Annotated in this window: 20 protein-coding genes; 8 read left to right on the forward strand and 12 right to left on the reverse strand. The window is 68.1% G+C overall.

Going from position 1 to position 21,088, the window contains the following annotated elements:
• Positions 1-115 precede the first annotated feature (115 nt).
• Genes gatC through gatB form a run of 3 tightly spaced genes read left to right on the forward strand, consistent with a single transcriptional unit; the run spans position 116 to position 3,412 of the window.
• Entirely contained in the window at positions 116-415 is a 300-nt protein-coding gene (gene gatC, locus BN948_RS10355) for an Asp-tRNA(Asn)/Glu-tRNA(Gln) amidotransferase subunit GatC (protein WP_009519391.1), read from the forward strand.
• On the forward strand, positions 412-1,926 hold the full coding sequence (gene gatA, locus BN948_RS10360; protein ID WP_009519390.1) for an Asp-tRNA(Asn)/Glu-tRNA(Gln) amidotransferase subunit GatA: 1,515 nt from the start codon (positions 412-414) through the stop codon (positions 1,924-1,926). The genes gatC and gatA overlap by 4 nt, the downstream gene beginning before the upstream one ends.
• A 1-nt stretch (position 1,927) precedes the next feature.
• Positions 1,928-3,412: an Asp-tRNA(Asn)/Glu-tRNA(Gln) amidotransferase subunit GatB gene (gene gatB, locus BN948_RS10365; RefSeq protein WP_009519389.1), complete on the forward strand. Its 1,485-nt coding sequence runs from the start codon at positions 1,928-1,930 to the stop codon at positions 3,410-3,412.
• 12 nt (positions 3,413-3,424) lie between these two features.
• On the opposite strand, the gene BN948_RS10370 is transcribed toward gatB, so the two are convergent.
• Both BN948_RS10370 and pyrE read right to left on the reverse strand, forming a co-directional pair.
• On the reverse strand, positions 3,425-4,114 hold the full coding sequence (locus BN948_RS10370; RefSeq protein ID WP_009519387.1) for a DUF4124 domain-containing protein: 690 nt from the start codon (positions 4,112-4,114) through the stop codon (positions 3,425-3,427).
• 26 nt (positions 4,115-4,140) lie between these two features.
• Complete coding sequence (gene pyrE, locus BN948_RS10375) at positions 4,141-4,839, reverse strand: orotate phosphoribosyltransferase (protein ID WP_009519386.1); 699 nt, start codon at positions 4,837-4,839, stop codon at positions 4,141-4,143.
• Positions 4,840-4,852: 13 nt separating this feature from the next.
• On the opposite strand from pyrE, the gene BN948_RS10380 reads away from it, so the two are divergent.
• Both BN948_RS10380 and BN948_RS10385 read left to right on the forward strand, forming a co-directional pair.
• Positions 4,853-5,647, forward strand: a complete 795-nt coding sequence (locus tag BN948_RS10380) for an exodeoxyribonuclease III (RefSeq protein WP_009519385.1) — start codon at positions 4,853-4,855, stop codon at positions 5,645-5,647.
• Positions 5,648-5,651: 4 nt separating this feature from the next.
• Entirely contained in the window at positions 5,652-6,293 is a 642-nt protein-coding gene (locus BN948_RS10385) for an MBL fold metallo-hydrolase (RefSeq protein ID WP_009519383.1), read from the forward strand.
• A 3-nt stretch (positions 6,294-6,296) separates the two neighbouring features.
• Here the strand turns inward: BN948_RS10385 and BN948_RS10390 are convergent, their stop codons facing one another.
• Positions 6,297-7,154 (reverse strand): M48 family metallopeptidase, encoded by an 858-nt coding sequence (locus tag BN948_RS10390; protein WP_009519382.1) that lies wholly within the window; start codon positions 7,152-7,154, stop codon positions 6,297-6,299.
• 58 nt (positions 7,155-7,212) lie between these two features.
• Here BN948_RS10390 and BN948_RS10395 point away from each other — a divergent pair, with 58 nt between their 5' ends.
• On the forward strand, positions 7,213-8,604 hold the full coding sequence (locus BN948_RS10395; RefSeq protein WP_009519381.1) for an AmpG family muropeptide MFS transporter: 1,392 nt from the start codon (positions 7,213-7,215) through the stop codon (positions 8,602-8,604).
• On the opposite strand, the gene BN948_RS10400 is transcribed toward BN948_RS10395, so the two are convergent.
• Positions 8,564-10,093, reverse strand: coding sequence for a class I adenylate-forming enzyme family protein (locus BN948_RS10400; RefSeq protein WP_009519380.1), 1,530 nt, complete (start codon positions 10,091-10,093; stop codon positions 8,564-8,566). The two genes, BN948_RS10395 and BN948_RS10400, sit on opposite strands and share 41 nt — an antisense overlap.
• Before the next feature lie 136 nt (positions 10,094-10,229).
• Between BN948_RS10400 and BN948_RS10405 the strand changes: the two genes are divergently transcribed.
• Together BN948_RS10405 and BN948_RS10410 are read left to right on the forward strand one after the other, a co-directional pair.
• Positions 10,230-10,949: a response regulator transcription factor gene (locus BN948_RS10405; RefSeq protein ID WP_009519379.1), complete on the forward strand. Its 720-nt coding sequence runs from the start codon at positions 10,230-10,232 to the stop codon at positions 10,947-10,949.
• Positions 10,946-12,190, forward strand: coding sequence for a HAMP domain-containing sensor histidine kinase (locus tag BN948_RS10410; RefSeq protein WP_009519378.1), 1,245 nt, complete (start codon positions 10,946-10,948; stop codon positions 12,188-12,190). Before BN948_RS10405 ends, BN948_RS10410 begins: the two co-directional genes overlap by 4 nt.
• A 221-nt stretch (positions 12,191-12,411) precedes the next feature.
• Here the strand turns inward: BN948_RS10410 and BN948_RS10415 are convergent, their stop codons facing one another.
• The 8 genes from BN948_RS10415 to BN948_RS10450 are packed head-to-tail and all read right to left on the reverse strand — an operon-like array spanning position 12,412 to position 21,071.
• Positions 12,412-14,385 (reverse strand): polysaccharide biosynthesis protein, encoded by a 1,974-nt coding sequence (locus BN948_RS10415; RefSeq protein WP_009519377.1) that lies wholly within the window; start codon positions 14,383-14,385, stop codon positions 12,412-12,414.
• The gene (locus tag BN948_RS10420) at positions 14,382-14,963 is read right to left on the reverse strand and encodes a PglD-related sugar-binding protein (protein WP_009519376.1); all 582 of its coding nucleotides are present in this window, start codon (positions 14,961-14,963) and stop codon (positions 14,382-14,384) included. The genes BN948_RS10415 and BN948_RS10420 overlap by 4 nt, the downstream gene beginning before the upstream one ends.
• Before the next feature lie 33 nt (positions 14,964-14,996).
• Complete coding sequence (locus BN948_RS10425; RefSeq protein ID WP_009519374.1) at positions 14,997-15,557, reverse strand: sugar transferase; 561 nt, start codon at positions 15,555-15,557, stop codon at positions 14,997-14,999.
• Positions 15,554-16,501, reverse strand: coding sequence for a UDP-glucose 4-epimerase family protein (locus BN948_RS10430; RefSeq protein WP_009519373.1), 948 nt, complete (start codon positions 16,499-16,501; stop codon positions 15,554-15,556). Before BN948_RS10430 ends, BN948_RS10425 begins: the two co-directional genes overlap by 4 nt.
• Positions 16,498-17,736, reverse strand: a complete 1,239-nt coding sequence (locus BN948_RS10435; protein ID WP_009519372.1) for a glycosyltransferase family 4 protein — start codon at positions 17,734-17,736, stop codon at positions 16,498-16,500. Before BN948_RS10435 ends, BN948_RS10430 begins: the two co-directional genes overlap by 4 nt.
• Before the next feature lie 12 nt (positions 17,737-17,748).
• Positions 17,749-18,879, reverse strand: coding sequence for a non-hydrolyzing UDP-N-acetylglucosamine 2-epimerase (gene wecB, locus BN948_RS10440; protein WP_009519371.1), 1,131 nt, complete (start codon positions 18,877-18,879; stop codon positions 17,749-17,751).
• Positions 18,880-18,889: 10 nt separating this feature from the next.
• Positions 18,890-20,020, reverse strand: a complete 1,131-nt coding sequence (gene wbjC / locus BN948_RS10445) for a UDP-2-acetamido-2,6-beta-L-arabino-hexul-4-ose reductase (RefSeq protein WP_009519370.1) — start codon at positions 20,018-20,020, stop codon at positions 18,890-18,892.
• A gap of 7 nt (positions 20,021-20,027) precedes the next feature.
• On the reverse strand, positions 20,028-21,071 hold the full coding sequence (locus BN948_RS10450; protein WP_009519369.1) for a polysaccharide biosynthesis protein: 1,044 nt from the start codon (positions 21,069-21,071) through the stop codon (positions 20,028-20,030).
• Positions 21,072-21,088: the final 17 nt, after the last annotated feature.

Here is a 21,088-nt window from a genome sequence, read left to right on the forward strand (position 1 = left end):
AACCCCTGTGTACAACCGCACGAAAACAGGGCGGTTTGCCCCGCAAACGCGCCGTTTTGCATCCGGTTGCAGGCCCGCGCCGCACCCGTGGCGCGAGCCCTTTCACCCCAGCACCATGTCCCTGACCCTTCAAGACATCGGGCGCATCGCCAACCTGGCGCGCCTCGAACTCGACGCCGAGCACAGCGAGCGGATGCTCGCGCAGCTCAATGGTTTCTTCGACATCGTCGAGCGCATGAACGCGGTGGACACCACCGGCGTGGAGCCACTGGCCCACCCCACGGCCGTGATGGAGGACGTTGCCCTGCGCCTGCGCCCCGACGTGGTGAGCGAGCCGAACGCCCGCGAGGCCAACCAGAAGAGCGCCCCGGCCGTGGAGCGCGGTTTGTTCCTCGTGCCGAAGGTGATCGAATGAAGGCGCTCCACGAGATGGGTGTGGCCGAGCTCGCGCAGGCCATCGCCGACAAGAAGACCAGCAGCGCCGAGGCCACGCAGCACCTGCTGGCGCGTGCGAAGCAGCACCAGGCGCTGGGGGCTTATCTGTCGTTCAACGAGGAAGCCTCGCTGGCCCAGGCCCGCGCGGCCGATGAGCGTCTCGCCGCTGGCGAGCGCACACCGCTGCTGGGCGTGCCCATCGCGCACAAGGACATCTTCGTCACGCGCGATTTCCCCAGCACTGCGGGTTCGAAGATGCTCGAAGGCTATCAGAGCCCGTTCGACGCCACCGTGGTGACGAAGCTGGCGCAGGCCGGTGCCGTGAGCCTGGGCAAGCTCAACTGCGACGAGTTCGCCATGGGCGGCAGCAACCAGAACTCGGCCTACGGGCCGGCCCACAACCCCTGGGACACCACGCGCGTGCCCGGCGGGTCATCGGGCGGCACGGCCGTGGCCGTGGCCGCGCGCCTGCTGCCCGCCGCCACCGGCACCGACACCGGCGGCTCCATCCGCCAGCCCGCGAGCTTCTGCGGTGTCACCGGCATCAAACCCACCTACGGCCGATGCTCGCGCTATGGCATGGTCGCCTTCGCCTCCAGCCTGGACCAGGCCGGCGCCATGGCCCGCAGCGCGGCCGACTGCGCCACCTTGCTCACCGCCATGGCCGGGCCGGACATCGACCGCGACTCCACCAGCCTGGACCACCCGGCCGAGGACTACGGGCGGCTGCTGGGCAAGACCTGGGGTGAGGGCCGCGAGGGCGCCACCGCCGCGCAGCCGCTCAAGGGCCTGCGCATCGGCCTGCCGAAGGAGTTCTTCGGCGAGGGCGTGGCCGCCGACGTGCTGGCGCCCGTGCGCGCCGCGCTGACGGAATACGAGAAGCTGGGCGCCACGCTGGTGGAGGTGTCGCTGCCGCGCACGGAACTCGCCATCCCCGTCTACTACATCATTGCCCCGGCCGAGGCGAGTTCGAACCTGAGTCGCTTCGATGGCGTGAAATTCGGTCATCGTGCCGCCAAATACGACGATCTGCTGGATATGTACAAAAAGTCGCGCAGCGAGGCCTTCGGCCCAGAGGTGCAGCGGCGCATCATGATCGGGACCTACGTGCTGAGCCACGGCTACTACGACGCCTACTACCTCAAGGCCCAGCAGATCCGTCGCCTGATCGCGCAGGACTTCCAGCAGGCCTTCGCGCAGTGCGACCTGATCGCCGGTCCGGCCGCGCCCACGGTGGCCTGGGCCATTGGCGAGAAGGCCGACGACCCGGTCGCCAACTACCTGGCCGACATCTTCACGCTGCCGGGCAGCCTGGCCGGTCTGCCCGGCATGAGCGTGCCGGCCGGCTTTGGCGGGTCTGGCGCGGGCCAGGGCCTGCCCGTGGGCCTGCAGCTGATGGGCAACTACCTGAAAGAAGCCGAACTGCTGCAGGCCGCGCACGCCTTCCAGCAGGCCACCGACTGGCACACCCGTGCTCCCGCGGGGTTCTGACATGAGCAAGCCAACCGCCTCTCTGCTGGTGCAAGGCTACGAAGTCGTCATCGGCTTCGAGACGCACACCCAGCTCGCTACCCAATCCAAGATCTTCAGCCGCGCGGCCACCGCTTTTGGTGCCGAGCCCAACACCCAGGCTTGCGCGGTGGACCTCGCGCTGCCCGGCACCCTGCCCGTGATGAACCGCGAGGCCGTGGCCTGCGCCATCCGCCTGGGCCTGGCCGTGGGCGCGCACATCGCCGAGAAGAGCGTCTTCGCGCGCAAGAACTACTTCTACCCCGACCTGCCCAAGGGCTACCAGATCAGCCAGTACGAGATCCCGGTGGTGCAGGGCGGCTCGGTGAGTTTCTTCCTTGGCGACGAAAAGAAGACCGTGCGCCTCGTGCGCGCGCACCTCGAAGAAGACGCGGGCAAGAGCCTGCACGAGGACTTCATCGGCCAGAGCGGCATCGACCTCAACCGCGCGGGCACGCCGTTGCTGGAGATCGTGACCGAACCCGACATCCGCTCCAGCGCCGAGGCCGTGGCCTACGCCAAGGAGCTGCACAAGATCGTCACCTGGATCGGCATCTGCGACGGAAACATGCAGGAAGGCTCCTTCCGCTGCGACGCCAACGTCTCGGTGCGCAAGCCGGGCGCGCCGCTCGGCACGCGGCGCGAGATCAAGAACCTGAACTCCTTCAAGTTCATGCAGCAGGCCATCGACTACGAGGTGCGCTGGCAGATCGAGCAGATCGAGGATGGTCACGCCATCCAGCAGGCCACGGTGCTGTTCGACCCCGACACCGGCGAGACGCGTGCCATGCGCACCAAGGAAGACGCGGCCGACTACCGCTACTTCCCCGACCCGGACCTGCCGCCGCTGGTGGTGGCGCGTGAGTGGGTGGAAGAGGTGAAGGCGGCCATGCCCGAGCTGCCGCGCGCCATGGCCGAGCGCTTCGTGCAGCAGTACAGCCTTCCCGAGTACGACGCCACCACGCTCACGCAGAGCCCGGCCATGGCGGCTTACTTCGAGGCCACAGCCCAGGCCAGTGGCCAGGCCAAGATGGCCAGCAACTGGGTGATGGGCGAGGTCTCGCGCCGGCTCAACAACGAGGAGCGCGACGTTGCCGAAGTGCCGGTGAATGCGGGGCAACTGGCCGCGCTGCTCACGCGCATCGCCGATGGCACGGTGTCCAACAACGCCGCCAGGCAGGTGATGGACGCACTGTGGAGCGGCGAAGGCCTGGACGGGCAGGTGATGGATGCGCGCGTCCAGGTCGACACCGTCATCGAGGCCAAGGGCCTGAAGCAGGTCAGCGACAGCGGCGCCATCGAGAAAATCATCGACGAGGTGATGGCCGCCAACGCCGACATGGTGGCCCAGTTCCGCGCCGGTAAGGACAAGGCCTTCAACGCCCTGGTGGGCCAGGCCATGAAGGCCAGCAAGGGCAAGGCCAACCCGCAACAGGTGAACGACCTGCTGCGCAAGAAACTGGGTTGAGCCCGGGGTGGCTCAGCGACTCTGGGCGGCCGTGTTGGCCCAGAGCTGCTTGAGCTTGGCCAGTTCTTCGTCGAAGCGCGCGTTCACGCGCTGCTTCTCCTGGGTCTGGTCGGCCAGAAAGCGCTTCTGCACGTCCATCTGCTTGTCGTTGTCCTCGACCTTGCGGCGCAACCACAGCGGGGCCTTGGTGAGGTCGCCCTGATAGAACTCCAGTTCCTGCGCGATGCCTTTGCGCTGCTCGACCAGCGCCGCCTCGCGTTTGTGCACCGCCGCAATCACGTCGTCGATCTGCGCCAGCGCGTCCTGGCGCTCCTTGTCGTGCACCGCCTGGTTCGGGTAGCGGATCAGCAGCGCGCGCTCGCGCCGGCGTTCTTCCTGGATTCGGGCCTGCTCTTCCTGCTCGGCGCGCCGCTTGGCCTCCACCTTCTCGCGCTCTTCGCGGGTGTAGCTGGGCGGAATCACCTCCCGCACGGTGCCGGTGCGGCCCAGGCGCTGCTGCTCGCGGTCGAGGCAGTCGACGATGGGGCGGTCGGAGGTGATGCGTCGGCCCTTGCTGTCGGTGCAGGTGTAGATGGACTGGGCGTTGCCGCCACCTTTCTGGGCCTGTGCCTGGGCGTTCAGCGCCGGTGCCAGCATCAGCACCGCAGCGCAGGCCAGCCCGAGGTGGCGAGGCGTGTGGATCGGCGGTGGTGGATGCTTCATGGCGGATGGGACGGATTTCGTGCGGCTCAGTTCACGCCGTAGCGCGAGCGGTAGGCCAGCACGCGCTCGCGGTGCGCCGCGACGTCGTTGCCGGCCTGGGCGGACAGATACTGCAGCAAATCATCGAGCCTCGCAATCGAGCAGACCTGCAGACCCAGCTGCTGCTGCACGTACTGCACCGCACTGTGATCCACGTCGCGGATCGTGCCGTCCGGGCCGACTTCGGTGGCCTTTTCCTGCCGGTCCAGCGCAATGGCCACGGCGCTTGGCGTGGCACCGGCTGCGCGGATCAGCGCGATTGACTCGCGCGCGGCGGTGCCTGCGCTCATCACGTCGTCGACGATCAGCACCCGCCCCTTGAGCGGCGCCCCCACCAAGGTGCCGCCCTCGCCGTGGTCCTTGGCTTCCTTGCGGTTGTAGGCGAAGGGCACGTTGCGGCCCAGTCGGGCGAGTTCGATGGCCACGGCCGCGCCCAGCGGAATGCCCTTGTAGGCCGGGCCGAAGATCATGTCGAAGGCGGTGCCGCTCTCGAGCAGCGCGCGTGCATAGAATTCCGCCAGCCGGCCGAGCTTGGTGCCGTCATCGAACAGGCCCGCGTTGAAGAAGTAGGGGGAGAGGCGACCGGCCTTGGTCTTGAACTCGCCGAACTTCAGCGCGCCGGCCTCGACGCAGAACTTCACGAATGCCTGGGCCAGCGGCTCGCTCGCCGCGCCTGCCATCACCATAGGGGATTTCCTCGTGTTCAATCTGACCAGCCTCAACCTCAACGGCATCCGCTCGGCGACCACCAAAGGCCTCGAGGCCTGGCTGGCGAAAAGTGCGCCGGATTGTATTTGCATGCAGGAAGTGAAGGCCCAGGCGGCCGACGTGGCCGGTCGCTTCGAAGAACTGGCCGGGATGCGCGGGCACTTCCATTTCGCGCAAAAAAAGGGCTACGCGGGTACAGCCGTGTTCTCGCGCCACGAGCCCAGCGCGGTCGTCACGGGCTTCGGCACGCACGAGTTCGACGACGAGGGCCGCTACACAGAGCTGCGCTTCGACACGCCCAAGCGCAAGCTGTCCATCATCAGCGTGTACTTCCCCAGTGGCTCGTCGGGGCCGGAGCGGCAGGAGTCCAAGTACCGGTTCCTGGAGGTCTTCTTCCCGCACCTGCTGACGCTCAAGTCCCAGCGCGAATTCATCCTCTGCGGCGACGTGAACATCGCGCACACCCAGAACGACCTGAAGAACTGGCGCAGCAACCAGAAGAACAGCGGCTTCCTGCCCGAGGAGCGCGCGTGGATGACCCGCCTGTTCGGCGAGGACGTCGGGTTGATCGACGTCTACCGCAAGCTCCAGCCCGACACCACCGACGCCTGCTACACGTGGTGGAGCAACCGGGGTCAGGCGTACGCGAACAACGTGGGGTGGCGGCTCGACTACCACCTGGCCACGCCGGCCATCGCCGCGCTGGCGCGCACCGAATCGATCTTCAAGGAGCAGCGCTTCTCCGATCACGCGCCGATCACGATCGGCTATGACTTCAAGCTCTGAGACGATGCTGCGCTACCGCACCGTTCCTGTCACCGCTTTCGCCCAGAACTGCTCCATCGTCTGGTGCGACGAGACGATGGAGGCCGCGGTCATCGACCCGGGTGGCGACCTGGAGCGCCTGCTTGGCGAGGTGAAGGCATTGGGGGTGAGCCTCAAGGCCATCTGGCTCACGCATGCGCACATCGACCACGCCGGCGCCACGGCCGAACTCGCGCGGCGGCTGTCGCTGCCTATCACCGGCCCGCATGAAGGCGACAAGTTCTGGATCGACGCCCTGCCCCAGCAAGGCGCGATGTTCGGCTTCCCACCCGCCGAGACCTTCACGCCGACTCGCTGGCTGCACGACGGCGACACGGTGCGCATCGGCCATTGCGAGCTCGCGGTGCGCCACTGCCCAGGCCACACGCCGGGGCACGTCGTGTTTCATTCGAAGGAGGCGCAGAGGGCCTTCGTGGGCGATGTGTTGTTCGTGGGCAGCATCGGCCGCACGGATTTTCCGGGCGGTAACCACGCCGAATTGCTGGCGAGCATTCGCGAGCGGCTGTGGCCGATGGGGGACGAGACGGTGTTCATCCCCGGGCACGGACCCGAGGGAAGTATTGGACTGGAGCGGCGGACGAATCCGTTCGTGGGCGAGCGGGCCTGAGCCTCAACCCTTGCGCGCCTGCTCGTACAACCCCTGTACCTTCGGCACATTGGCCTCCAACTGCCGAATGCGATCCGGCCCCGTCGGGTGGGTGGACAGAAACCCCGGCGCCGCGCCGCCGCCGGCCGCGGCCATCTTCTGCCACAGCGTGACCGCCGCGCGCGGCTGGTAGGCCGAACGCGCCGCGAGTTCCAGGCCCACCAGGTCGGCCTCGGTCTCGTCGTCGCGGCTGTACTTCAGGCTCAGGAGTTGCGTGCCCAGGTTGGCCGCCACGTCGCCCAGCTGGCCCAGGCCCAGGAGCTGCGCCGCGATCGACAGGCCCATGCTCGTGGCGTTGGTCTTGGCCACGCGGGCACGCGCGTGTTCGCGCAGGGCGTGTGCCATCTCGTGGCCCATGATCATCGCGGCCTCGTCGTCGCTGAGCTTGAGCTTCTCGAGGATGCCGGTGTAGAAGGCGATCTTGCCGCCCGGCATGCAGAAGGCGTTGATCTGCTCGCTGCGGATGAGGTTGACCTCCCACTGCCAGCCCGTGGCGCGCTTGTTCCAGGGCGTGGCGTGCGGGATCAGGCGGCGCGCCATGTTGCGCAGGCGCTGGACCTGCGGGTCGCCGCTGGCCACCAACGCACCCTTGGCCTTGGCCTCGGCCATCATCTGGTCGTATTGCTGGTTGGCCGCCTTTTCCAGCTCTTCGGCCGGCACGAGGTTGCGCAGCGCCGATCCCGACCCCACGTCGACTTGCGCGAGCGCGGGAACGGCGGCTGCTGCTCCCGCAGCGAGCACGAAAGCACGGCGCGCCGACCACACGTGCTCGGGGCGTGTCGGGGCGGGGTCACGGGTTTTGAGGTCGCAGAGGAAGCACATGGACGAATAATAGGCAAAGCCGCGCGCCCTTGCGTGACGGCGTTCCACCTTCCATCGCATGCCGCCCGACGCCACCAAGCCCACGCCCGCCGCCGATCAACGCCTGTCGTGGGCGCAGACGCTGCGCGTCTACCTCGAGCCGGCCAGCCTGCGCATGTTCGCGCTGGGTTTCTCGGCCGGCCTGCCGCTGTTGCTGGTGCTGGGCACGCTGAGCTTTCGCCTGCGCGAAGCCGGCATCGACCGCACCACCATCGGCTACCTCAGTTGGGTGGGCCTGGCCTACGGCTTCAAGTGGTGCTGGGCGCCGCTGGTGGACCGGTTGCCGATTCCGCTGCTCACGCGCGCCATGGGCCGCCGGCGCAGTTGGCTGCTGCTGTCGCAGCTGGGCATCGTGGCCGGGCTGGTGGGCATGGCGCTGGTCGATCCGCGCGCCGGGCTGGACGCGGTGGTCTGGTGCGCCCTGGTGGTGGCTTTCGCCTCGGCCACGCAGGACATCGCGCTGGACGCCTTCCGCATCGAATCGGCCGATACGCAGCGCCAGGGTGCGCTGGCCGCCACCTACCAGACGGGCTATCGCCTGGCCATGATCTGGGCCGGTGCGGGCGTGCTGTGGCTGGCCGCGCGCGCCGAGGTGGTGGGCGGTGGCTACCAGCAGGCCGCCTGGAGCACGGCCTACCTCGCAATGGCCGCGAGCATGGCGGTGGGCGTGCTCACGGTGCTGTTCTCGCGCGAGCCCGCGCGCGTGGAACTGCCGCCCGCCCGCAACTTCCAGGAATGGCTGCGCACCGCGCTGGTGGAGCCTTTCGCCGATTTCCTGCGCCGCTACGGCAAGCACGCGGTGCTGGTGCTGGCGCTCATCGGCGTCTACCGCATCAGCGACGTGGTGATGGGCATCATGGCCAATCCGTTCTACGTGGACATGGGCTACACCAAGGACCAGGTGGCCGCGGTCAGCAAGGTCTACGGCGTGATCATGACGCTGCTCGGCGCCTTCATCGGCGGCGCGCTGTCCATGCGCCTGGGCGTGATGCGCGTGCTGATGCTGGGCGCGGTGCTCTCGGCCGGCAGCAACCTGCTGTTCGCCTGGCTGGCGGGCCACACGGCCAGCCTGCCGGCGCTGATGATGGTCATCTCGGCCGACAACCTGAGCGCGGGCGTGGCGTCGGCGGCGTTTATCGCCTTTCTCTCCGGGCTCACGAACGTGAGCTACTCGGCCACGCAGTACGCGCTGTTCAGCTCGATGATGCTGCTGGCGCCCAAGTGGGTAGCGGGCTATTCGGGCGCCTTCGTCGACAGCTACGGCTACACGCCGTTCTTCGTCGGCACCGCCCTGCTGGGCGTGCCGGTGTTGTTGCTGATCTGGCTGGCCACGCGCTGGCTGCCCGTGCCGTCCTCCGCCGTGCCAGCCACTAGCGCTGGCTCACCAGCCAGGCCCGGATCGCCGGCTTGACCACCTTGCCCAGCGCGGTGCGCGGCAGGGCGTCCACGCGGTGCCAGTGGCGCGGCCACTTGTAGCGCGCCAGGCGGCCCTCCAGGGCGGCGGACACGCCTCCCTGCCAGTCCTCGGGAGCGTTGTCGCGCAGCACCACCACGGCCACGCAGGCCTCGCCCCAGCGCTCGTCGGGGCGACCCACCACCGCGCACTCGGCCACCCAGGGGTGCTCGGCCAGCAGTTGCTCGATCTCGGCTGGGTAAATGTTCTCGCCGCCGGAGATGATCATGTCCTTGGCGCGGCCCACCACCACGTGGCTGCCGTCGCTGTCCTGACGCGCCAGGTCGCCGCTGTGGAAGAAGCCCTCGGCGTCGAGCGCGGCGATGTCCGGCCAGTACAGGCCCACCACGTTGGGGCCGCGCACGCAGATCTCGCCCACGCGGCCACGCGCCACAGGCTCGCCGTCGGGGCCGGCGAGGCGAACCTCGACGCCCGGCGCGGGCCAGCCGCAAGAGCCCACGTGCTCCATGGCCTCGGCCGGGCCCAGGGCAATGGAGAACGGCCCGGTTTCCGTGCTGCCATAAACGTTGCACACCGGGATGCCGCGCGCATGGCAGGCACGTAGCAGATCGGCCGGCAGCAGGCTGGAGCCGGCCCAGATCGCGCGCAGGCAGCTCAGGTCGGCCCGCGCCCAGCGCGGGTGCTGCAGCAGGGCCTGCAGGGTAGCGGGCACCTGCAGCGTGAGCGTGGGGCGCGACTCGGCCAGGGCGTCGAACACAGCGGCCGGGTCGAAACGGCGGTGCAACAACACCGTGGCGCCGCGCGAGAGCGCCGGCAGGGTCTGGATGCACAGCCCACCCACATGGAACAGCGGCAACACCGTGAGCACCGTGTCCTGCTCGGTGATCTCCTGCACCTGCGCGGCGATGGCCATGTTGGCCAGCAGGTTGGCCTGGGTGTGCACGGCGCCCTTGGGCTGGCCGGTGGTGCCTGAGGTATAGACCAGCAGCACCGGGTCGTCAGGGCCGCCCGAGTTGTCTGCGAAACCTTCCGGAGGCTCGGTGGGCAGCTCGTCGCCAGTGTCCAGCGCGTCCACGGGCAGGGCCGCGATCCCGTGCGCGGCAGCCAACGCGCGCGCCGGCTCGGCGAAGGCCTCGTCGTGCACCAACAGCACCGGCGCGCTGTCGTTGAGCACGCTGGCCCACTCGGCGGGGGCCAGTCGGTGGTTCAAGGGCACCAGCATGGCGCCACGGTGCGCCAGCGCGAACAACAGTGCGATCTGCGCGGGGTGGTTGAAGCCCAGCCAGGCCACGCGCAGCCCGCGCTCCACAGGCAGGGTCTGCGCCAGGGCCCGGGCGCGCAGAGCCAGCGTGGCGTAGTCCAGTGACCGCCAGCGTGGGTCCTCGCCGTCCCAGCGCAGGGCGGTGTGGCGGGGGTGGACCTGGGCGTGCTGGGCAAGCAGTGCGCCCAGGGTGTCAGCGGCGGGCGTCGGCATGGACAGGGGCATGGCGGAGTCGGCGAAGGTCAGCGGGCAGCGGACATGAAGGGCACCATCATTTACCTTACTTTACGTGGGGCGCAAGACCGGTTCATCCCTGGGGTGCAGCATCGGCCGCCTCGGCCCCGCCGCTACACTGAATCGCATGACGACCGCCCACCTGCTGATGATCGAGGACGACGCTCGCCTGGCCCAGATGGTGCAGGAGTATCTGGGGCAGTCGGGCTTCGAGGTGACCCATGCCGGCGACGGCGAAAGCGGTCTGGAACAACTGCCGCTGGTGCAGCCCGAACTGGTCATCCTGGACCTGATGCTGCCGGGCATCGACGGCCTCGAGGTGTGCCGCCGCATTCGCTCGCTCAGCACGTCGCAGGCCCGCGTGCCGGTGCTCATGCTCACCGCCAAGGGAGACCCGATGGACCGCATCATCGGCCTGGAACTCGGCGCCGACGATTACCTGCCCAAACCCTTCGAGCCGCGCGAGCTGCTGGCCCGCGTGCGCGCCGTGCTGCGCCGCCGGGCCGAGGGTGGTGGCAATGGCGGCAGCCGCGCCACGCCGGTCATGCGCTTCGGCTCGCTGGAGATCGACCGCGACGCGCGCACCGTCACCGTGGCCGACCACCCGGCCGAACTCACCTCGTACCAGTTCGACCTGCTCGTGGCCATGGCCGAGCGCGCGGGCCGCGTGCTCACGCGCGACCAGATCATGGAGGCCGTGCGCGGCCGCGAGCTGGAGGCCTTCGACCGCTCGATCGACGTGCACATCGGGCGCATTCGCGGCGCCATCGAGGCGGACAGCAAGAATCCCAAGCGCATCCTCACGGTGCGCGGCGTGGGCTACGTGTTCGCGAAACAGCAGGAATGAGTCTGTCACTTTTTGGTCAGCGCCTGTACCTGCGCATCTGGCTCGCGGTGGTGGCCGCCGTGACCGTGCTCACCCTGGTGGTGGGCTGGTTGTGGCAGCAGGCCCTGGAGCGGGACCGCGAGGAACGCGAAGCGCGCGTGATGCGCACCATCATCGTGGAGAACACGGCCGGCGACGTGCTGGGCGACGCGCCCGCGCGGGCCGAGCGCATTCCCGGCGAAGGCTGGCGCTTCGAGGTGATCATGAAGGACAGCAGCAAGCTCTACGTGATGCTGCCGTTCTCCAACCGTGGGGCGCCCACCAACCCGGGCAGCCGTGCGCCGGCCTGGCTGCTCACGCCCGCCGGTTTCGCGTGGTTGCTGGGCCTGGTGGCGCTGGCGGTGGCACTGGGGGCCTACCCCATCGTGCGCCGCCTCACCAAGCGACTGGAGACGTTGCAGAAGGGCGTGGAGCGCTGGGGCGCCGGCGATCTGTCGACCCGCCTGTCGGTGCACGGGCAGGACGAGGTGGCCTTCCTGGCCGAGCGCTTCAACGTCGCGGCCGAGCGGGTGCAGACGTTGCTGCAGTCGCACAAGCGGCTGCTGGCCAATGCCTCGCATGAGTTGCGCTCGCCTCTGGCGCGCATCCGCATGGGGCTGGCCTTGGTGGGCAACGACCCGGCGCACCAGGCGCAACGCACCGAGATTGCGCGCAATATCGACGAACTCGACCAGCTCATCGACGAGATCCTGCTGGCCAGCCGGCTCGACCTGAGCGACCCGTCCGACCCGGCCGCGCTGGGCCCGGAGGAAGAAGTGGACCTGCTGGGCCTGGCCGCCGAGGAGTGCGCGCGCGCCGAGGCCGAACTGGAGGTGGCGCCGCAAGCCGGCGCGGTGGTGGTGCACGGTCACGCCAGGCTGCTGCGCCGGGTGCTGCGCAACCTGCTGGAGAACGCGCGCCGCTATGGGCGCGGGACGGGCAAGGCCGACGCCGAGGTGCGGCTGAGCCTGTCCGTGCAGGGCAGCGGTCACGCACGCCGGGTCGTGGTGTCGGTGGACGACCACGGCCCGGGTGTGCCAGCCGAACTGCGCGAGCGCATCTTCGAGCCGTTCTACCGGTTGCCGGGCGCCAGCGAGCGCGAGGGCGGCGTCGGGCTGGGCCTGTCGCTGGTGCGCACGATCGTGGAGCGCCACCAGGGCACGGTGCGCTGCGAAGATCGTCCAGGTGGGGGTGCGCGGTTCGTGGTCACGCTGCCGGGCTGAGGGCCAAGGCGGCCGAACTTCCCCCAGATTGGGGATGTCGGCCGGCAGCGAGGCCCGACACAATCACCGGGTTGCTGTCACGACACCGTTTCAGAGCCAACCATATGCACATGGTGCATAGCTGAACCAGGCCCGAGACACCCGAATTGATCAGGTCTCCCAACGACGTCCTCTCGAGGACTTGCAAAAGCCACCGAAAGGTGGCTTTTTTTTCGTCCCTGTCAGGCTTGGGCGGCCGGGACCGGATCCTGCGGGCCACTGTGCAGCCAGTCAACCACCTCGCCGGAGGGCTGGTAGCCGTGCACGGCGTGCTGCAGCAACGCGCGGATGGCGTTGACGTCGTTGGCCCGCATGGCGGCTTCCAGTTGTTCCAGCAAGCCCAGCAGCGTGTCAGGCGCCAGCCGCACCTCCTGCGCGCGCAGGATGCGCGGGTGTCGGGTGGGCAGGGGGTTGTCGCCGATCAGCAGCTCTTCGTAGAGCTTTTCACCGGGGCGCAGGCCGGTGATCTGGATCTCGATGTCGCCCCAGGGCTGTTGCTCGTTCTTCAGCTGCAGGCCCGAGAGCTCGATCATGCGCTGCGCCAGGTCCATGATGCGCACCGGCTCGCCCATGTCGAGCACGAAGACGTCACCGCCCTCGGCCATGGCGCCGGCCTGGATGACGAGCTGCGCTGCTTCGGGGATGGTCATGAAGAAGCGCGTGATGTCCGGGTGCGTGACCGTCACCGGGCCGCCTGCGGCGATCTGATGGCGAAACAGCGGCACGACCGAGCCGCTGGAGCCCAGCACGTTGCCGAAGCGCACCATGCTGAACGTGGTGGTGCCCTGCCGCGCCTCGGCCAGGGCCTGCAGCACCAGTTCGGCCAGGCGCTTGCTGGCGCCCATGATGTTGGTTGGGCGCACGGCCTTGTCGGTGCTGATGAGCACCATATGCCGCACTCCGGCATCGAGCGCGGCGCGGGCCGTGACCCAGGTGCCCCACACGTTGTTGCGCAGCCCTTGCACGGCGTTGTGCTCCACCAGCGGCACGTGCTTGTAGGCCGCGGCGTGGTACAGCGCGTGGGGTTGCCACGCTTGGAGGATCTGGCGCATGCGCTCCTCGTCCTGGACGGAGGCGAGCAGAGGCACGATCTCAATGCCATCGGTATCGAGTTGACGCGACAGCTCCTGGTGGATGGCGTAGAGCGCGTACTCACTCTGCTCGATGAGCAGCAAAGTGTGAGGCTGGAGGGCTGCGATCTGGCGGCACAGTTCGCTGCCGATGCTGCCGCCCGCGCCCGTCACGGCCACCACGCGGTCGCGGATGAGTTTGTCCAGCAGTGCAAGGTCCGGCGTCACGGCCTCGCGGCCGAGCAGGTCCTCGATGTCGAGTTCGCGCAGGTCGCTCAGGTTGACGCGGCCCGAGGCGAGGTCCGACATGCCCGGCAGCGTGCGCACGTGCAGCGGCAGGTGGCGCAGAGATTCGAGGATCTCGCGGCGGCGCTTCTGCGATGCAGAAGGCAGGGCCAGCAGCACGTCGGTGGCGCCGATGGCAGGCACCAGGTCGTGCAGGCCTGTGGGGGGGTAGACGTTGCGTCCGTCCAGGCTGTTGCCTTGCAGCGCGGGGTCGTCGTCGATGAAGCCGAGCAGGCGGTGCTCGCCGCTGCGCGCCAGGGCGGCGGCGAGCTGGCGGCCGGCGGAACCCGCGCCGTAGATCAGCACGCCGGGCAGTTCCTTGCGCGCGAGCAGCTTGCGGTAGAGGCCGCCGAGCCACGCCCGCACAAACAAGCGGCTCAGGCCGACGAAGATGAACAGCAGCAGCGGCTGGATCACGCCCACGGACCGCGGTACGCCGGGCACGCTGATGGCGGTGAACACCGTGGCGTAGAACAAGCCGTACAAGGCCATGGCCTGGCCCAGGCTGAGCATGGCGTTCCAGCCCGCGTAGCGGAAGATGGCGCGGTACAGGCCGAACCTGGCGAAGAGGGGTATGGCGATGGGCACCGAGCCGATGACGGCCCAGAGGTAGGGCATTTCCAGGCGCAACCAGACCTCGAGCCGCAGATACAACGCTACCCAGACGGCGAGCACGCACAGGGTGACGTCCACCGACACGGCGAGCGCGCGCTTCACCGGGCGGGGGATGTGCAGAAGGGCGTTAGCGAGGCCGTCGTCGGTGCCGAGCGGGGTGGCCTCGAGCTGGGGAGGAGGATTCATGCGCGCCCCTCACCAGGGCCCAGGATCTCATCGTCGGATAGGCGCACTCCATACCCCACGGCGGAACCGGCCTGCAACCACGCGCGCGCACCGATGCAGGTACCGCCGGCCATGGTGGTGTTGGTGCCGAGGTGGCCGTAGGCGCCCACCTGCGCGTGGTGGTCAACCACCGCGCCCACGTTGGCGATGGCGCCATCGCCCAGCACGGCTTCGGTGCCGATGGCCGCCAGGGCCATCACGGCGCTGCCCGGGCCCAGTACGGCAGTGGGCGACACGAAGGCGCGTGGATGGACCAGCGTGATAAGTGTCAATCCGGCGGCGCGGACCCGCTCGGACAAGGCCTGGCGCGCGCGGTTGTTGCCGATCGCGACGTGAGCCGCCTGCACGCCACGCGCAGGAAGTTCATTGAGGAGGGTGCTCGAACCCCAGACAGGAACGCCCATGATGTCGGTACCGGGGGACTGCTGATCGTCCAGGAAAGCGACCACCTGATGGGTACCGCTCAGCCGAACGAGTTCGAGCACGCTGCGGCCGTGGCCGCCAGCCCCCACGATGACCAGCGGTATTGGCTGGCTCATTCGATCATGTCTCCCCGGGAAATTCTGTTGAGGTCAGTGCTGCACGCCTTCGCGCCGCAGCACCTTCATGGCCGTGAGCCAGAGGATGCGCAGGTCAAAGGCCAGGCTGCGGCGCTGAAGATACTCGATATCGAGCGCCACCTTTTGCGGAATCGGCAGTTCGTCGCGGCCATTGATTTGTGCCCAACCGGTAAGGCCTGGCACCAGGGCGTCCACGCCGGCCTGGGTTCGCAGTGCAATGAGGTCGTCCTGGTTGAACAGTGCCGGACGGGGGCCGACGAAGCTCATGTCGCCCTTGAGGATGCTCCAGAGTTGCGGCAGCTCGTCCAGGCTGCTCTTGCGCAGGAAGGGGCCAATGGGCGTGAGCCAGCGTTTCGGGTCGTCCAGCAGGTGGGTGGCCACGGCCGGCGTGTCCACGCGCATGCTGCGGAATTTGGGCATCTTGAAGATGCGGTTGTGGCGTCCGACACGGTCGCTCCAGTACAGCGCGGGGCCGGGGGAGGTGAGGCGCACCGCCAGCGCCACCAGCAGCACGGGCACGATCAGCACGAGGCCCGCCAACAGGGCGAGCAGCAGGTCGAACAGGCGCTTCATCGGAGGTCCAGTCCGCCCACGGCGCGCCGCAGGCCTTCGTCCACGCCGACCGGCGGTGTCCAGCCCAGAGTGACGCGTGTGTGCGTGATGTCCACCTGCAGGTTGCCGAGCAGCCGTTGGGCGATGGACGCTTTGCCGACGACGGTAGCCGCCATTTGCAGCAGCGACGGCGGACAGGGCAGCAGGCGGGCCGGTCGATTCAAGGCCTGGCCCATGCGGCGCAGGAGGTCTGCCGTCGAGAGATCTTCGCCGTCGCTGATCAGGAAGGTCTGCCCGGCGGCGGCTTGGTGCTCGACGCAGGTGAGCAGCAAGTCCGCCAGGTTGTCCAGGCCGACCAGGCTGCGGCGGTTGCCGGTAACCGACCCCAAGGGCAAGGGCCAGCCGCGCGCCACGGCCAGCATCAGGCTGCGGAAGTTGGCCTTCACGCCGGGGCCATGGACCAGCGGCGGGCGCACGACCACCATTTCCAGGCCGGTGTCGCTGGCGATGCGGCGCAGGCCCTGTTCGGCTTCGGCCTTCGACACGCCGTACGCGTCCTGCGGCGCGGGCGCGTCACTGGCGGTGTACGCGCGCCGCGCGCCGGTGCCTTCGCCGTTGACCTTGATCGAACTGACGAAAACGAAGCGCTGGACACCCGCCGCGGCCGCTTGCCGCGCCAGGTTCAAGGTGCCTTCCACATTGACGCGGCGGAACTCGCTCAGTGGGTCCGCGGACGATTCGTTCATCACGTGCACGCGGGCGGCGGCGTGCACGACAGCGCGGCAGCCCCGCAGGGCCTCGGTCCAATCCGTGCGCCCGTCCAGGTCTCCAACGGTGACCGCGTGGGCGTCGTTGCTGCCGGGCGTGCGCACCGCGCCGCGCACCGGCCGTCCGGCGGCCAATGCGTGACGACACACGGCCGAACCCACGAAGCCATTGGCGCCGGTGACCAGCAGGGCGCTCATGTTGTTTTGCCTGCCCGAAGCTGCACGGCCTCGGCCATGAGTTGCTCCAGTCGATCCATCAGCGTGTCGCGATCGAACTCCTGCGCAGCGTAGACGCGACCGCGTTGGCCCATGGCCCGGCGCGTCTCGGGCGTCATGGCGGCCATGGCGAGCACGGCATTGGCCAGCCCGGCGGCGTCGCCCGCCTCGCTCACCAGACCGGCCTGGGCCGCGCGAATGACCTGCGCACCCTCGCCGTCGAGCATGCCCAGCAAGGGGATGCCGGACTGAAGGTAAGACTGCACCTTGCCGGGAATGGTGAGGCTGAACACGGGATCCTTCTTCAGGGAAACGAGCAGGGCGTCGGCTTGGGCGTAGAACGAGGGCATGCGCTCGACCGGGTGGCGGCCGAGCAGCAGGACGCGCTCTTGCAGGCCCCGGCGACGCACTTCTTCCTGCAGCCAGTCCGACTTGCGTCCATCGCCCACGATCAGCCAACGAATGGCGGGATTGTCCTTGAGCCGGGTGGCCGCTTCCAGCACCGCGGGCAAGTCCTGCGCCTCGCCGATGTTGCCGGCGAACAGCACGTTGAACACGCCGGGTTTCGGCAGCACCTCCGGTGCAGGGGTCGCATCCGACGCGGCGAACACTTGCTCCGACCAACTGGGGAAGTAGCGGATCTTGCTGTTGTCCTTGCAGTACTTCGCGATGCTGGCCTTGAATCCTTGCGACTGGCCAAGCACCAGGGTGCAGCGGTTGTAGATGAAGGACACCAGGCGTCCTACCCCCCCGAGCAAGCGCGGTGAGCGCACCACCCCGATGGCGGCCAGTGTCTCGGGCCACAGGTCGAGCACCCAGAACACGACGGGCGCGCGCTTGAGGCGGCCCATCAGGATCGCGGGCAGCCCGACGGTGATCGGGGAAGGCTCGAACACGAAGATGGCGTCGAATGCCTCGCCGCGCAGCCGCCACGGGCCGGCCAGGCTGGCGCCGACGACGTAGCTGAGGTAGTTCAGCATCAACCGCAGGGAACCCTGGGCGCGCGCCAGCATGGGCGCGCGCACGATTCGTGCGCCGTGGTAGCTGCTGAACTGCTCCGGCTGCTCACGGTAGGCGGGGAACACGGTCCCTGCCGGGTAGTTCGGCTTGCCGGTGAGCACGGTGACGGCGTGGCCGCGCGCCGTCCATTCCTGCACGAGGTCGTTGATACGGAAGTTCTCGGGCCAAAAGTATTGGCTGACTACCAGGATTCGCAAGGCAGGCCCGGATCAGTATTTCTTCCAGATCACGCGGTTCACGTAGTCCGTGTAGCTGTGGACGATGCGAACGACCTTGTCCGACACGTTGGGCATGCTGTAGTCGGCCACCTGGCGCAGCAGGCGCCGCTCGCCCCGCGATTGCGACGCCAGGATCGCCAGACCCTGCAGCACCCGCTCGGCATCGAGTCCCACCATCATCACCGCGGCCTCCTCCATGCCCTCGGGGCGCTCATGCGCCTCGCGCAGGTTGAGTGCGGGGAAATTGAGGATAGACGATTCCTCGTTGATGGTGCCGCTGTCGGACAGCACGGCCCGCGCCTTGATCTGCAGTTGGTTGTAGTCGGTAAAGCCCAGCGGCTTGAGCAAACGCACCAACGGGTGGAAAGCGATCTGCTGGCTGTCAACGCGCTTTTGCGTACGCGGATGCGTCGACACGATCACTGGCAGCCCGTGTTGTTCGGCGACCTGGTTCAGCACGTTCGCCAGCCTGGCGAAGTGGGCGTCCGAGTCGATGTTTTCCTCGCGGTGCGCGCTGACGACGAAGAAACGGTGTTCTTCGAGGCCCAGCGTGCCGAGCACTTGAGAGGCGTCGATGCGTGGCCGGTAGTGCGCGAGCACCTCCGCCATCGGGCTGCCCGTCTTGATCACCATGTCCGGCGGCAGGCCCTCGCGCAGCAGGTACTCGCGCGCGATGCTGCTGTAGGTGAGGTTGATGTCCGCCGTGTGGTCCACGATGCGGCGGTTGATCTCCTCGGGCACACGCATGTCGAAGCAGCGGTTGCCAGCCTCCATGTGGAAGATGGGAATCTTGCGGCGCTTGGCCGGAATGACCGAGAGACAGCTGTTCGTATCACCCAGCACCAGCAGCGCCTCGGGTCTTTCCTGCAGCAGCACGCTGTCCATGGACGCGATGATCTTGCCAATGGTTTCGGCCGCGCTTCCGCCCGCCGCTTCGAGGAAGTGGTCGGGTTTGCGAATGCTCAGGTCGTCAAAGAAGATCTGGTTGAGCTCGTAGTCGTAGTTCTGCCCGGTGTGGACGATCACGTGTTCGCAGTGCTCGTCCAGGCGCGCCATCACGCGCGAGAGCCGGATGATCTCGGGCCGCGTGCCCACGACCGTCATGATCTTCAGTTTCTTCAAGGAACCTCCTTCAGACGGGGCAGGCATAGGTGTCGGGCCGCTCGCGGTCAAAGATCTCGTTGGCCCACAGCATGACCACCATCTCCTGCGCGCCGGTATTGGTGATGTCGTGCGTCCAGCCTGGCACGGTCTCCACCACCTGCGGTTGCTCGGCGTGGGTGTGCAACTCGTGCGTCTCGCCGGTGAGCATGTGACGGAAGCGGAAGCAGGCTTGCCCCTGGATCACCAGGAACTTCTCCGTCTTGGTGTGGTGGTAGTGCCCGCCGCGCGTGATGCCGGGGTGCGCCGTGAAGAAGGAGAACTGGCCGCAGTCGGGCGTCTTGAGCATCTCGACGAACACGCCGCGCGCGTCGCCGTGTCGCGTGAGCCCGTACGCGAAGTCTTGCGGTGGCAGGTAGCTGAGGTAGGTGGAATACAACGCCCGCGTGAGGCCCGTCCCCACACGGTCGGTCACCAGCGTGTCGCGGCCGGCTCGAAAGCCCTCGATCTGGCGCGCGACATCGCCCACGGTGGTGCTGTACTGCGGCGTGAGTGTGGACAGGCCTTGCGCGTCCCCCGAGGCGAGGGCGCCATCCATGATCTGCAGAAAGCGCGCGATGACGTCGTCTACGTAGACCAGCGTGAGCGGCGCGGCCGGGTCATGGATGGTGATGGGCAGGCCGTGCGCGATGTTGTGGCAGAACGTGGCCACCGCCGAGTTGTAGTTCGGCTTGCACCACTTGCCGAAGACGTTGGGCAGACGGAACACGTGCACCGGCACGCCGTTCGCCTGTTGCAGGTCGAACAGGGCCTGCTCCGCCTCGCGCTTGCTGCGGCCGTAGGGGTTGTCGTTGGCGGCCTGGGTGGACGAGGTGTAGATGACGGCTGGCGCCGACAGGCCCCGCGCTGCGCGGGCCTGCAAGGCCGCGCACAGTGCGCGCGTGAGGTCGGCGTTGCCGGTGGTGAACTCCTGCGGATCCTGCGGGCGGTTGATGCCGGCGAGGTGGAACACAGTGTGCACGCCGTCCAGCAAGGCCGGCAGGTCCTCCAGGGCGTTCTCACGCGTGAAGGACAGGACTTCCACGTCTCGCCGCTCGGCCAGGTGCAGCGCCAGGTTCTTGCCGATGAAGCCCTGGGCGCCGGTGATCAGGACCTTTTTCATGACCGCCTCATTCCTCGGCCACTGCGGCCTCGCCGCGCGCGATGCGCTGCATGAAGTCCAGCTTGAGCAGCAGGGCCTTCATGCCAGCCACGTCAAGCCGCTCGGTGTTGTGCGAGTGGTATTCGTCCGCGTGCAGGGCCTGCGTAAGGCGCTCCTCGCCCTGGTCCACGAACTTGGCGTAGTTCAGGTCGCGCCCATCAGGGGGCACGCGGTAGTAGCGGCCCAGGTCCTGCGCGCAGGCCATTTCTTCCCGGCTGAGCAACGCTTCGTATAGCTTCTCGCCGTGGCGGCTGCCCATTACGTGCACCGGGTGATCGGGCTGGCCCAGCAACTCCAGCAGCGCGCGCGTGAGCACCTCGACCGTGGCCGCGGGCGCCTTCTGCACGAAGATGTCGCCGTTGTGGCCGTGCTCGAAGGCGTACAGCACCAGGTCCACCGCGTCCGCCAGCGTCATCATGAAGCGCGTCATGGCCGGGTCGGTCACGGTGATGGGCGCGCCACCGCGCACCTGGTCGACGAACAGCGGGATGACCGAGCCGCGCGAGGCCATTACGTTGCCGTAGCGCGTACCGCAGATCACCGTGCCTGTGCCTTCCAGGTTGCGGCTGGCGGCCACCATCACCTTCTCCATCATGGCCTTGCTGATGCCCATGGCGTTGATCGGGTAGACCGCCTTGTCGGTGCTCAAGCAGATCACCCGCTGCACACCGGCGGCCACGGCTGCGCCCAGCACGTTCTCGGTACCCATCACGTTGGTCAGCACCGCCTGCATGGGGTGGAACTCGCAGGAGGGAACCTGCTTGAGTGCGGCGGCGTGGAACACGAAGTCGACGCCGCGCATCGCCTGGTCCAGGCCGTTGCGTTCGCGCACGTCGCCAATGTAGAAGCGCAGCTTCGGGTGGGCGTAGCGCTTGCGCTGGTCGTCTTGCTTCTTCTCGTCGCGGCTGAAGATGCGGATCTCGCCGATGTCCGAGTCGAGAAAGCGCTTGAGCACCGCGTTGCCGAAGGAGCCGGTGCCGCCGGTGATCAGGAGGGTCTTGTCTTTGAACATGCTCTGGAGCTTGTGGT

This window comes from Hydrogenophaga intermedia (assembly GCF_000723405.1).
GTDB lineage: Bacteria > Pseudomonadota > Gammaproteobacteria > Burkholderiales > Burkholderiaceae_C > Hydrogenophaga > Hydrogenophaga intermedia.